This is a genomic window from Candidatus Krumholzibacteriota bacterium (genome assembly GCA_016931295.1).
In the GTDB taxonomy this organism is placed as follows: Bacteria; Krumholzibacteriota; Krumholzibacteriia; order Krumholzibacteriales; family Krumholzibacteriaceae; genus JAFGEZ01.
On sequence record JAFGEZ010000001.1, the window covers coordinates 186,801 to 199,074 of the forward strand.

At 66.8% G+C, this 12,274-nt stretch carries 12 protein-coding genes; all 12 read left to right on the top strand.

Annotation, left to right across the window (positions count from 1 at the left end; all coding sequences use genetic code 11):
- Window positions 1-24: 24 nt before the first annotated feature.
- Window positions 25-993: an HPr(Ser) kinase/phosphatase gene (gene hprK / locus JW876_00745; GenBank protein ID MBN1884032.1), complete on the top strand. Its 969-nt coding sequence runs from the start codon at window positions 25-27 to the stop codon at window positions 991-993.
- Window positions 990-1,418 carry a hypothetical protein gene (locus tag JW876_00750; GenBank protein MBN1884033.1) on the top strand — a complete coding sequence of 143 codons (429 nt, stop codon included), beginning with the start codon at window positions 990-992 and terminating at the stop codon, window positions 1,416-1,418. The genes hprK and JW876_00750 overlap by 4 nt, the downstream gene beginning before the upstream one ends.
- Window positions 1,415-1,888, top strand: coding sequence for a PTS sugar transporter subunit IIB (locus JW876_00755; protein ID MBN1884034.1), 474 nt, complete (start codon window positions 1,415-1,417; stop codon window positions 1,886-1,888). Before JW876_00750 ends, JW876_00755 begins: the two co-directional genes overlap by 4 nt.
- 54 nt (window positions 1,889-1,942) lie before the next feature.
- A complete protein-coding gene (locus tag JW876_00760) occupies window positions 1,943-4,102 on the top strand; it encodes a DUF1926 domain-containing protein (protein MBN1884035.1) in 2,160 nt (719 codons plus the stop codon).
- The gene (locus tag JW876_00765) at window positions 4,099-4,776 is read left to right on the top strand and encodes a PTS sugar transporter subunit IIC (GenBank protein MBN1884036.1); all 678 of its coding nucleotides are present in this window, start codon (window positions 4,099-4,101) and stop codon (window positions 4,774-4,776) included. The genes JW876_00760 and JW876_00765 overlap by 4 nt, the downstream gene beginning before the upstream one ends.
- A 2-nt stretch (window positions 4,777-4,778) precedes the next feature.
- Complete coding sequence (locus JW876_00770; GenBank protein MBN1884037.1) at window positions 4,779-5,501, top strand: PTS system mannose/fructose/sorbose family transporter subunit IID; 723 nt, start codon at window positions 4,779-4,781, stop codon at window positions 5,499-5,501.
- A 43-nt stretch (window positions 5,502-5,544) separates the two neighbouring features.
- Window positions 5,545-5,817 carry an HPr family phosphocarrier protein gene (locus JW876_00775; GenBank protein MBN1884038.1) on the top strand — a complete coding sequence of 91 codons (273 nt, stop codon included), beginning with the start codon at window positions 5,545-5,547 and terminating at the stop codon, window positions 5,815-5,817.
- The gene (gene ptsP, locus JW876_00780) at window positions 5,814-7,628 is read left to right on the top strand and encodes a phosphoenolpyruvate--protein phosphotransferase (protein MBN1884039.1); all 1,815 of its coding nucleotides are present in this window, start codon (window positions 5,814-5,816) and stop codon (window positions 7,626-7,628) included. Before JW876_00775 ends, ptsP begins: the two co-directional genes overlap by 4 nt.
- 30 nt (window positions 7,629-7,658) lie before the next feature.
- The gene (locus JW876_00785) at window positions 7,659-8,735 is read left to right on the top strand and encodes a bifunctional phosphoglucose/phosphomannose isomerase (GenBank protein ID MBN1884040.1); all 1,077 of its coding nucleotides are present in this window, start codon (window positions 7,659-7,661) and stop codon (window positions 8,733-8,735) included.
- Window positions 8,732-9,709: an NTP transferase domain-containing protein gene (locus JW876_00790; GenBank protein MBN1884041.1), complete on the top strand. Its 978-nt coding sequence runs from the start codon at window positions 8,732-8,734 to the stop codon at window positions 9,707-9,709. The genes JW876_00785 and JW876_00790 overlap by 4 nt, the downstream gene beginning before the upstream one ends.
- 81 nt (window positions 9,710-9,790) lie before the next feature.
- Window positions 9,791-10,936: a methionine adenosyltransferase gene (locus tag JW876_00795; GenBank protein MBN1884042.1), complete on the top strand. Its 1,146-nt coding sequence runs from the start codon at window positions 9,791-9,793 to the stop codon at window positions 10,934-10,936.
- Window positions 10,937-10,973: 37 nt separating this feature from the next.
- Complete coding sequence (locus tag JW876_00800; protein ID MBN1884043.1) at window positions 10,974-12,230, top strand: adenosylhomocysteinase; 1,257 nt, start codon at window positions 10,974-10,976, stop codon at window positions 12,228-12,230.
- Window positions 12,231-12,274: the final 44 nt, after the last annotated feature.

Genomic DNA, 12,274 nt, shown 5'->3' on the forward strand with positions numbered 1-12,274 from the left:
AAGCGCCGAGCGGGGGAGGGCGTCGTGGAGAACGAATACACGGTCCGGCAGTTCCTCGAGGATTCCGGAGCCGATTTCGACCTCGAGCTGCTCACCGAGGTGGATACCGGCCCGATCGGCATCACCGTGCCGGACGTCCATCGCCCCGCCTTCGCCCTGACCGGGTTCATGGCGAACTATCTCCACAACCGCATCCAGCTCCTCGGCGAGACGGAGATCCTCTTTCTCCGCTCCCTCACGGGTGCGGAGCAGCGGGAGGCCTTCGCGAGGCTCTTCTCCGAGCGACTCTGCTGCATGATCGTCACCAAGGGGCTCGACCTGCCCCCCGACCTGCTCCCGATGGCCGAGGAACGCGGCGTGCCGGTCCTCAGGACGTCGATGTCGACGACCCCCTTCATCCACAGCCTGACGAGCCATCTCGAGAGCGTGTTCGCTCCCCAGACGACCGTCCACGGCTCCCTCGTCGACGTCTACGGCGTGGGGCTCTTCTTCACCGGCAGGAGCGGGATCGGCAAGAGCGAGATCGTCCTCGATCTCGTCGAGCGCGGCCACCGGCTCGTCGCCGACGACGTCGTCGAGATCATCCGCCAGGGAGACGTGCTGATGGGGCGGGGCAAGGAGCACCTCCTGCACTTCATGGAGATCAGGGGGCTCGGCATCATCAACGTCATGGACCTCTTCGGCATCCGCGCCGTCCGCATCCAGAAGCGGATCGAGGTCGTCGTCCATCTCGAGGACTGGGACCCCAACAAGGACTGGGACCGGGTCGGGCTCGAGGAGCAGCGGCACGAGATACTCGGCGTCAACGTCCGCCAGGTGACGATACCGATCTATCCGGGAAAGAACATCACGGTGATCTCCGAGACGATCGCCCTCAATCACATGCTCAAGGTCTACGGCATCGACGCGGCGAAACGGCTCGACCAGACTCTGATGGACATGATCGAGAGCGACCGGAAGACGAGACGATACCTGAAACACGACACGGAATGAGCTGCGGAACCGACCACGAAGGCACGATCGGCATCATCGTGACGCACGGGACCCTCGGGCGCGAGCTTCTGCGCACGGCCGAGCTGATCGTCGGGCGGAGCGCCGGACTCTACGCGATCTCCGGGAGCGACCTGTGCAACGAGGAGGTCGTCGGCCGTATCCGGCGGATCGCCGGCGAGTGCACGGGGGCGCGCATCGTCGTCTTCGTCGACTATTTCGGCGGCTCGTGTTGCATCAACAGCATGCGGGCGGCGGAGAAGATGCCGGGGACCACGGTCGTCAGCGGCGTCAACCTGCCGCTCTTGCTCGACTTCCTCACGAAGAAGGATTCGATGGAGTTCGACCGGATGATCGAACACATCCTCGGCCGCGGCAAGGAGAGCATCCGGCGCGTCGAGCTCCAAATGGGAGGAGGGGACGGATGATCGAGCTCCTGCGCATCGACGACCGCCTCATCCACGCGCAGGTCGTGATCGGCTGGGGGCGCGTGATGAACCCCGACCGGATCGTCGTCGCCGACGACGAGGTCGCGGCGAGCGAGTGGGAACGGAACCTGTACGGGACGGCCGTGCCTTCCGACATCAAGGTCTCGATCCTTTCCCTCGAGGAGACCGCACGGCGGGCGGCGGGGGGCGTCTTCGACAAGGAGAAGGTGATCCTGCTCGTCCGCGAGCCGGGGAGCGTTCTCGCCCTCGTCGACCTGGGCCTTCCCGTCGAACTGGTCAACGTCGGCGGGCTCCACTACGCCGAGGGCAAGGAGAAGATCATGGACGACGTCTATCTCGACGCCGAGGAACGCCGGGCGATGCGGGAGCTCGTCAAGCGCGGGATCCGGCTCGAGGCGCAGGCGTTACCCGATCGCGATCCGGTGGTTTTGAACTCCCGGGTCGTCTGATCCGCGGAGCGGCCGACGCCCCGCACCACTCCGAAACAGAAACGGACACGGACGATGAAGCACACGGTCACCTTTATCCTCGGACTGCACAACCACCAGCCGGTCGGCAACTTCGAACACGTCATCGAGGAGGCGTACGAGCGGGCGTACCTGCCCTTCCTCGAGGTGCTCGAGGAGTACCCGCACATTCCCTTCGCGCTGCACAACAGCGGCATCCTCTGGGACTGGTTCGCCTCGCGGCACCCCGAATACGTCGAGCTCCTCGACAAAATGGTCGCGCGGGGGCAGGTCGAGCTGATGAGCGGCGGCTATTACGAGCCGATCCTCACCGTCATCCCCGAGCGCGACCGGCAGGGGCAGCTCGCCATGATGCGCCGCCACCTCGAGGCGCGGTCGGGGCGCCCGCCCCGCGGCTGCTGGCTCACCGAGCGCATCTGGGATCCGCACCTCCCGCGGACCCTCGCCAACGCCGGCCTCGAGTACGTCGTGGTCGACGACAGCCATTTCAGGAGCACCGGTTTCCGCCCGGGCGAGATGCGCGGCTATTTCCGCACCGAGGAGGACGGGGCCTACGTGAACGTCTTCCCGATCGACAAGAAGCTCAGGTACCTGATCCCCTTCCACGATCCGGCGGAGACGATCGAGTATCTCCGCGGCGTGGCGGAAGAGAACGGCGGGGGGACGGTCGTCCTCGCCGACGACGGCGAGAAGTTCGGGCTGTGGACGGGCACGCACGACCTCTGCTACGGGCAGGGCCGGCTCCGGCGGTTCTGCGACGCGCTCACCGGGGCGGGCGACTGGCTCCGGCTCTCCACCTTCGAGCGGGTGCTCGACGACGAGCCGCCGGCGGGGATCGTCTACCTGCCCACCGCGTCCTACAGCGAGATGATGGAATGGGCGCTCTCCCTTCCCGCGCAGAAGCTCCAGCGGGAGGCGCGGCGCGTCCTCGACGACCACGGCGGTTTCGGGGAGACGGCCGACCTCGTCCGCGGCGGATTCTGGCGCAACTTCCTCGTGAAGTACGAGGAGAGCAACTGGATGCACAAGCGGATGCTCGAGGTGAGCGGCATGCTCGCCGCGCACCGCGAACAGACGGGGGAGGACGACGCCTGGCGCGAGGCGGCCGGTCATCTCTACCAGGCCCAGTGCAACTGCGCCTACTGGCACGGGCTCTTCGGCGGGCTCTACCTGCCCCACCTGCGATCGGCCGTCTTCACGCACATCATCGGGGCGGAGAAGACGATCGAGACGGCCGCGCGCGCGGGGAACGACCTCCCGGCCGTCCGCGTCGCCGACATCGACGGCGACGGCGTCGAGGAGGTCTGCGTGGCGACGCCGGCGATGAAGATCGTCATGAAACGGCGCGGAGCGGCCCTGCGCGAATTCGACCTGAGGGAGCCGGCCTTCAATCTCACGGACACCCTGACGCGCAGGGAGGAGATCTATCACGCCCGGCTCGCCGATCTCGGCGCGGGCGGACCCGCCGACGGCGCGGTGAGCATCCACGACGTCCTCACCGCCAAGGAAACGGGCCTCGAGAAGATCATCGCCTACGACCGCTTTCCGCGGCACTCCCTGCTCGACCGGTTCATCGACGCGGATGCGACCCTCGCGGACTACGCCCGGGCGGCCTGCGACGAGCGGGGAAACTTCGTCTCGGCCGTCTGGGATCTCGACGTCGACGAGAGCGGCGATCTTCCGCTTCTTCGTTTCGTGCGCGACGGGCTCGTCGAGACCGCCGACGGGGCGCGAAACGTGCGGATCGAGAAACGGGTGTCGCCGCTCGGGCCGACGGGCCTCGAGGCCCGCTGGACGCTGCGCGCGGCGGGAGGCGGCCTGCGCTGCCGGTTCGCCGTCGAGAGCGTCTTCTCCTTTCTCGCCGGGGACGCGCCCGACCGGTACGTGGAGATCCCCGGGCGCGAGATCGAGGATCGCCGGCTCGCCTCGACCGGCGAGGAACGCGACGTCGCCGAGGCGGCCCTGGTGGACGAGTGGCTCGGCCTGCGGGCCCGGTTTTGCTTCGAGCCAACCGCTCTCTTCTGGCGATACCCGATCGAGACCGTCTCGAATTCCGACGCCGGCTTCGAGCGCGTCTACCAGGGGACGGCGATCGTCCCCGTGTTCGATCTCGACCTCGCCGACGGGGAAGAGGCATCCTTCAGAATCGAGGTGCGCGTCGAGAAGACGTCGCGACCCGGGGAAGGCCGAGGGTGAGGGAAGCGATCATAGCGGCGGCGATCGGCGGGCTCCTCGCCGTCGACAGCCGGAGTTCGCTGCGTTTCATGATCTCGCAGCCGATCGTCGGCGGGCTCCTCACGGGGCTGGCGCTCGGGGCGCCGGGCGAGGGATTCCTCGCCGGCTCGCTGATGCAGATGATGTTTCTCGGCTACGTGACCGTCCGCGGGCATCACGTGCCCGATCTGCCCATGGCGGGGGCGGCGGCGGCGGCCGTCTTCGTCCTTTCGCCCCGCGGGCTGGATCCGGCGGCGCAGGGGGCCGTCCTCTTCGTCGCGCTCGCTGTCGGGCTCGGCGCGGCCTGGCTCGGGCATGTCGTCTACCGCGGCGTGGGACACCTGACGGCGGAGATCGCGCCGGTCGCCCTGCGGCTCTATCTCCAGGGGCGCCGGTCCACGGCGATGGCGCTTCATCTGTCCCTCCTGCCGCTGCATTTCCTCTACGGGTTCACCATCGTCCTCCTCGCCGTGCCGCTGGGCAGAGCGCTCGTCTCCCTGGCGGGGGGACAAATCGATTCCTGGGCGCAGCTCGGCCTGCTGCTGCCGGCGATCGGCGTGGGGGCCCTCATGCGCCTGCATCTCGTGCGGACGCGCGTCTTCTGGCTCGGAGCGGGTTTTCTTTTCTCGTTCCTGCTGCTGACGATGGGAGGCTGAGGGTGTTTCGCCACTGGAACCAGATCTGGCGGCTCTTCCTGCTCCAGAACTCGCGCAACGAGAAGACCCTCGACGGGCTGGGGCTCCTGCACGTCCTCGCCCCCCGCTTCCCGGGCTGGGCGACCGACGCGGAGGCGCTGGAGGATCTCGTCCGCCGGCACGGGGGCTACTTCAACGCGAACCCCGTTCTCGCATCCTACATCGCCGGCGTCGTCACGAACCTCGAACAGCGGCGGCGCGACGGCGAGGAGGTGACGCCGGAGCGCGTCGAGCGGGTGAAGAACGCCCTGGCGGCCGTTCTCACCGCCCGGGGGGATTATTTCTTCGAGGTCATTCTCCTCCCGCTCGGATTGACAATCGGCAGCATATTTGCTATTCATAGCTCATATATCGGTCCGGTCCTATTCCTCGCGCTCTACAATCTGTACCATCTCCGAACACGGATAGGTGGATATCTGATCGGCGTGCGGCTGGGCGAGGGGCTGGGCCGGGAACTCGTTTCGCACCTGTTCAGGGAACAGAGGCTGCTGGGCGGGTGCGCCGCGTTCTGCTCGGGCGCGTTCGCGGCGATCGTCTTCAGCAGGGCCCATGCGCTGGGCGGGCCCCGGTCCGCGGGATGGGGCGTGGCCGTCGCCCTCGCCATGGTCCTGCTCTCGAGACGGGTCTCCTTTCTCGCCGCGGTGACGATCCTGTTCCTGGCGACGGCGGCTTTTCTGCTGATATGAGCGGGGGCGGGCCGGCGCGGTCCCCGGGAAGAGGAATGACGCGATGACGAGCGCCACCGTGACGGTGCGGAACGAGAACGGGATCCATCTCCGTCTCGCCGGCGAGCTCGTCAAGGCGGCGAACCGGTTCGAGTCGGAGATCATGATCGCCAAGGACTCGATGCAGGTCAACGCGAAGAGCATCCTCGGCGTCGCCGGTCTCGGCGCCGAATGCGGCGCTTCCCTCGACATCACCGCCGAGGGATCGGACGAGAAGCAGGCGATCGCCTTTCTCACGGAACTGTTCTCAAACCGTTTCAACGTGGAAGAACGATGATCGATTCGGAACGCGGCGACAGGAAGGAAATGGTCTTCAACGGCATCCCGGCCTCGCCCGGGATCGCCTTCGGCGAGGCCTTCGTCGTCAATGTCGAGGATCTGCCCGTCTCCGAGGAACGCGTCGGCGAGGCGGAGATCGACATGGAGGTCGAGCGCTTCCGCGTGGCTCTCCGGGAGACCAAGAGCGAGCTCGACAAGCTCCACCGGACCCTCGAGGAGGAGATGGGGGAGGAGCACGCCAAGATCCTCGATTCGCACCGGTTGATCCTCGACGACGAGGCGATGGTCGAGGAGACGCTCTCGCTGATCAGGTCGGATTGCTACAACGCCGCCCGGGCGGTCACGCAGGTGCTCGACCGCTACCTGACGACCTTCGAGCAGATCGAGGACGAATACCTCAAGGAGCGGGCCGAGGATATCCGCGACGTCAAGCGGCGGGTGACGAGGAACCTGCTCGGACAGAAGGTCGAGGGGCTCGCCAATCTCCGCAAGAAGGCGATCGTCGTCGCCCACAACCTCACCCCCTCCGATACGGCGGGGCTCAAGAAGAAGTACGTCCTGGCCTTCGTCTCCGACATCGGCGGGTCCACCTCGCACGCCGCCATCATCGCCAGGTCGCAGGGGATTCCCGCGGTCGTCGGCCTCGACGGCTTCGCCAGGCAGGCGAAGCCCTACGACCGGCTGATCGTCGACGGCATCACCGGGCAGGTGATCCTCCACCCGACGCCGGAGACCGAGGCGCTCTACCGGGACGCGAAGGAACGTTTCCTGGAGATGGAGCGGGAGCTCCTCACGCTCAAGGACTACCCGGCCGTGACCCTCGACGGGCGGACGATCGAGCTCTCGGCCAACATCGAGACCGACGAGGAGATCGACGACGCCATCAGCCACGGCGCGAAGGGGATCGGCCTCTTCCGGACCGAATACTTCTTCATCACGAGGACGACGCTGCCGGGCGAGGAGGAGCAGTACCGGTACTACCGGAAGGTCGTGAAGAAGCTTGCCCCCGATCCCGTCATCTTCCGCACGCTCGACGTCGGCGGCGACAAGATCGCTCGCTGGGCGGCGGCGGACACGGCCGAGGCCAACCCCTTCATGGGCTGGCGCGGGATCCGGTTCACCCTCTCGCGCAAGGACATCTTCCGGACGCAGCTGCGGGCGATCTTCAGGGCATCGGCCCACGGGCGCGTGCGGATCATGTTCCCGATGATCTCGGTGATCGACGAGGTGCGCCAGGCGAAGGCGATCTGCGACGAGGTGCGGGACGACCTCCGCCGCGAACGGTACTCGCTCGGCGACGACGTGGAGATCGGGATCATGATCGAGACCCCCTCCGCCGTGGCCCTGGCCGACAAGCTGGCCAAGGAGGTCGACTTCTTCAGCATCGGCACGAACGACCTCGTGCAGTACGCGCTCGCCGTCGATCGCGGCAACAGCCGCATCTCCTATCTCTACGATCCGCTCCACCCGGGCATCCTGCGCATGCTCCGCGACACGGTGAAGGCGGCCCACCGGAACGGGATCTGGGTGGGGATCTGCGGCGAGATGCCGGCGAGCGTCCGGGCCGCGCTGCTCGTCATCGGCCTCGGGATCGACGAGTTGAGCGCGAGCCCCTACCACATACCAGAAATCAAGAAGTTCATCCGTTCGATCACGTACGACGAGACGCGCGCGCTCGTCCGGAAGGCGCTCGGCAAGACGACCGCCGGCGAGATCCGCGAGCTTCTCGACACCTTCATCCGCGAGAAGCGCCCCGAGCTCGGCGAGTTCATCCGCGAGTGGGAGAAGACCGAACCGGATCAGGGCTGATCGACCGTCCGCGGGACGAAGGAGAGGACGATGGGAACGGAAGGCGCCGACAGGTTCCATCATATCGACCGGAGCCGGATGCTGGAGACGGTCGTCGCCGGCCCCGGGCAGCTGATCGAGGGATGGCGGGCGGCGGCCGACGCGGCCGGGCTCCTGTCCTCGCGGCGGACCCCGATGGCGATCTGCGGGATGGGCGGTTCCGCGGCCGGCGGGCTGCTTCTCGGCGATCTCGCCGGGGCGGGCGCGCCGGCGCCGGTCCATGTCATCCGCAATTACCTGCTTCCCTCCTGGGTCGGCGAAGACACGCTCCTCGTCTGCGTCTCCTACAGCGGCGACACCGAGGAGACGCTCGAGTGCTTCCACAACGCCCTGCTCAGGGGAAACCGTCCCGTGGCGATCACCTCGGGCGGCCGTCTCGCCGAGGAGGCGCGCCGGGCCGGAACGCCCCTCGTCACGATCCCCGGCGGGCTGCCGCCCCGCGCGGCGATCGGGTACCTCTTCGGGCCGCTGCTCCGCCTCGGCGCAGCGCACGGTCTCGTGGACGTCGACGACGAGACGGTCGCCCGCGCGGTTCACCGCGCAGGGAAGATCGCGTCGCGGTACGCGCTCGAGGCCGACCTCGCGGGGAACGTCGCGCTCCAGCTGGCGAAGAAGCTCTACGGCCGGATCCCCCTCGTCTACAGCGGAGGCGGGCTCCTGGCGAACCTCCCCTACCGCTGGAAATGCCAGTTCAACGAGAACAGCAAGTCGATGGCCTTCGCGAACGTCTTCCCCGAACTGGGGCACAACGAGGTCATGGGCTGGGAGAGCACCGAGCGCATGCGGGAGGGATTCTTCCTCGTGATGCTCCGCGATGCCGCCGATCATCCGCGCGTGCAGAGAAGGATGGACGCCACCTACGCGATGCTCGAGCCACTCGGCGCCGGCGCGACGCTCCTCGACAGCGAAGGGCCGCCGGGCAGGGCGGGGCGCCTCGAGCGGCTCCTCTCGCTCCTCGTCCTCGGCGACGTCGCGAGCGTCTACCTCGCCGTCGAGTACGGCAAGGATCCCACGCCGATCGACAAGATCCAGGAAATCAAGGACCTGCTCGGAACGGAGGACCGATGAAAGCCGTCATCCCGGTCGCCGGCATCGGCAAGCGGCTCAGGCCGCATACGCTCACCGCGCCGAAGGCGCTCGTCGAGGTCGCAGGCAAGCCGATCCTCGGTCACATCGTCGACGGGCTGGTCGGGATGGGCGTCACCGAGCTCGTGCCGATCATCGGGTACATGGGCGACCAGATCCGCGCGTTCCTCGAGTCGACGTACGATCTGCCGATGCATTTCGTCGTCCAGGAAGAGCAGCGGGGGATCGCCCACGCCGTCGATCTCACGCGTCCCTGGGCCGACGACGACGAGCTGGTCATCATCCTCGGCGACACGATCATACGGACGGATTTCTCCCGCATCCCCGCCGCGGGCGATTTCGTCCTCGGCGTGCGCGAGGTCGAGGATCCCCGCCGGTTCGGCATCTGCCTCGTCGAGGACGGCTGGATCACGCGGATCGTCGAGAAGCCCGACGAGCCCGTCGGCAACCTCGCGATCGTGGGTCTCTACTACTTCAGGAACTCGGCCCCCCTCTACGAGGCCTGCCGGGAGATCATCGACGAGGGGATCACGACGAAGGGCGAGTTCCAGATCACCGACGCCCTCCAGCGCATGATCGACGCCAAGAACGTCCGGTTCCGCCCGTACGAGATCGAGGGCTGGTTCGATTGCGGCAAGGTGGAGACCCTCCTCGAGACGAACAGGATCCTCCTCGACGCGTCGTCGCAGCCGGCGGAGCGGGCCGGATCGATCGTCGTTGCCCCCTGCCGGATCGACGACGAGGCGATCATCGAGGATTCGATCGTGGGGCCCTATGTCTCGGTGGCCCGCGGCTGCGAGATCAGGCGTTCGATCGTGAAGGATTCCATCCTCAACGAGGGATGTTCGGTCTCGGAGGCGGTTCTCGAGAAATCCGTCATCGGCGCATTCGCCGAGGTGACGGGACGAGGGAGTTCGATCAATATCGGCGACTACTCGCAACTCGACCGTTCGTGAGTTTTCGCTTGACCCGGGGGGTCCGGGACGTGATGTTCATGTACCCCGTAAACTGAAAATCGATCCGCAAGGAGGAGCTGCATGGCGGAGAGACATCTGTTCACATCGGAATCGGTGACCGAGGGACACCCCGACAAGGTCGCCGACCAGATCTCCGACGCCATCGTCGACGAGATCCTCAACGCCGATCCCATGGGACGCGTGGCCTGCGAGACCCTCGTCACGACGGGCATGGCGTTCGTCGCCGGCGAGATCCATACCGACGCGTACGTCGACATCCGGACGATCGTCCGCAACGTCGTCCGCGACATCGGATACACCGATCCCGCGATCGGATTCGACTGGCAGACCTCGGCGCTCGTCACCTCGATCGACGAGCAGTCGGGCGATATCGCGATGGGCGTCGACCGCGGCGGCGCGGGCGACCAGGGGATGATGTTCGGCTTCGCCTGCCGGCAGACGGACGTGCTGATGCCGATGACGATCCACATGGCCCACCGCCTCGTCAAGAAGATGGCCGAGGTGCGGAAGGCCGGCGAGCTGGAGTTCCTCTACCCCGACGGCAAATCGCAGGTGACGATCGAATACGAGAACCACACGCCGAAGCGGCTCGACACGGTGCTTGTCTCGACCCAGCACCACGAGGACGTGTCGCTCGAGAAGATCAGGGCCGGTCTCACCGAGCACGTCATCAAACCGATCGTCGCCGAGTTCGAGATAGACGACTCCGATTACCGGATCCTCGTGAATCCGACCGGACGGTTCGTCAAGGGCGGTCCGGCGGCCGACACGGGGCTCACCGGCCGCAAGATCATCGTCGACACCTACGGCGGGTTCGGTTCCCACGGCGGCGGGGCCTTCTCGGGCAAGGATCCGACGAAGGTCGACCGTTCCGGTTCCTACGCGGCGCGCCACGTGGCGAAGAACATCGTGGCCGCCGGCCTCGCCGAGGAGGTCGAGGTCCAGATCGCCTACGCGATCGGCGTCGTCGAGCCGGTCTCGGTCATGATCGACACGAACGGCACGGGAACCGGGGTCTCCGACGGGAAGCTGACCGAGATCGTCCGCGAGATCTTCGATCTCACCCCGGGCGGGATCATCAAGCGCCTGAAGCTCCGCCGTCCCATCTACCGGAAGACGGCCGCCTACGGTCATTTCGGCCGCGAGGACGAGGACTTCACCTGGGAACGGACCGATTACGTCGACGCGCTGAAGTCCAGGGTGTGACAACGCCGGCCGATTCGGCCATCGAAAGGACGGACACATGAAGTACGACGCCAGGGACCTGGCTCTCGCCGAGCAGGGAAGGATGCGCATAGAATGGGCCGAATCGCAGATGCCGGTCCTCCAGACGATCCACAAGCGGTTCGAGGCCGATCGTCCGCTCGAGGGGCTCCGCGTCGCCTGCTGCCTGCACGTGACCACCGAGACGGCGAATCTCATGCGGACGCTCAAGGCGGGCGGCGCCGAGACGGCGCTCTGCGCCTCGAATCCGCTGAGCACGCAGGATGACGTCGTGGCCTCGCTCGTCGAGGACTACGGGATCTCCGTCTTCGCCGTGCGCGGCGAAAACAACGATTCCTACTACGACCACATCAACGCGGTGCTCGACATCGAGCCGCACATCACGATGGACGACGGCGCCGACCTGGTGAGCACCCTCCACAAGAAGCGCACCGACCTGATCGCGAACGTGATCGGCGGGAGCGAGGAGACGACGACGGGCGTCATCAGGCTCCGCTCGATGGAGCAGCACGGCGTGCTCGCCTACCCGATGATCGCGGTGAACGACGCGATGACGAAGCACTTCTTCGACAACCGGTACGGCACGGGGCAGAGCACGATCGACGGCATCCTCCGCTCGACGAACACGCTCCTCGCCGGGGCGAAGGTCGTGATCTTCGGCTACGGCTGGTGCGGCCGCGGGACGGCGTGGAAGGCGCGCGGGATGGGATCCAACGTCACCGTCATCGAGGTCGATCCGGTGAAGGCCCTCGAGGCGGTCATGGACGGTTTCAACGTGACCGATTCGATGGAGGCCGCCGCGTACGGCGACATCTTCGTCACTCTCACCGGCGACATCTCGGTGATACGCAAGGAACACTTCGAGCTGATGAAGGACGGCGCGATCGTCGCCAACTCCGGCCACTTCAACGTCGAGATCGACATCCCCGACCTCGAGGCGATGGCGAGGAGCAAGACGCGCATCCGCCACGAGCTCGACCAGTACATCCTGCCCGACGGGAGGCGCATCAACCTCCTCGGGGAGGGGCGCCTGATCAACCTCGCCGCGGCCGAGGGCCACCCCGCCTCGGTGATGGACATGAGCTTCGCCAACCAGTCGCTCGCCTGCGAGTTCCTCAAGGAGAACGAGGGCGAGCTGGAGAAGCGGGTCTACCCGGTGCCGGTCGAGATCGACCGGGAGATCGCGCGGATCAAGCTCGAGTCGATGGGTTGCAGCGTCGAGAAGCTCACCGAGAAGCAGAAGAAGTATCTCGCCTCCTGGGAGCACGGGACCTGATTTCGGGCGGGACACGCATCGAGACGGCCCCGGCACGCGCCGGG

What these genes read in the sequence shown, in the direction of transcription:
- JW876_00750 (MBN1884033.1), top strand. Translation starts at nt 990, where the DNA reads ATGAGCTGCGGAACCGACCACGAAGGCACGATCGGCATCATCGTGACG.
- JW876_00755 (MBN1884034.1), top strand. Translation starts at nt 1,415, where the DNA reads ATGATCGAGCTCCTGCGCATCGACGACCGCCTCATCCACGCGCAGGTC.
- JW876_00760 (MBN1884035.1), top strand. Translation starts at nt 1,943, where the DNA reads ATGAAGCACACGGTCACCTTTATCCTCGGACTGCACAACCACCAGCCG.
- JW876_00775 (MBN1884038.1), top strand. Translation starts at nt 5,545, where the DNA reads ATGACGAGCGCCACCGTGACGGTGCGGAACGAGAACGGGATCCATCTC.
- ptsP (MBN1884039.1), top strand. Translation starts at nt 5,814, where the DNA reads ATGATCGATTCGGAACGCGGCGACAGGAAGGAAATGGTCTTCAACGGC.
- JW876_00785 (MBN1884040.1), top strand. Translation starts at nt 7,659, where the DNA reads ATGGGAACGGAAGGCGCCGACAGGTTCCATCATATCGACCGGAGCCGG.
- JW876_00790 (MBN1884041.1), top strand. Translation starts at nt 8,732, where the DNA reads ATGAAAGCCGTCATCCCGGTCGCCGGCATCGGCAAGCGGCTCAGGCCG.
- JW876_00795 (MBN1884042.1), top strand. Translation starts at nt 9,791, where the DNA reads ATGGCGGAGAGACATCTGTTCACATCGGAATCGGTGACCGAGGGACAC.
- JW876_00800 (MBN1884043.1), top strand. Translation starts at nt 10,974, where the DNA reads ATGAAGTACGACGCCAGGGACCTGGCTCTCGCCGAGCAGGGAAGGATG.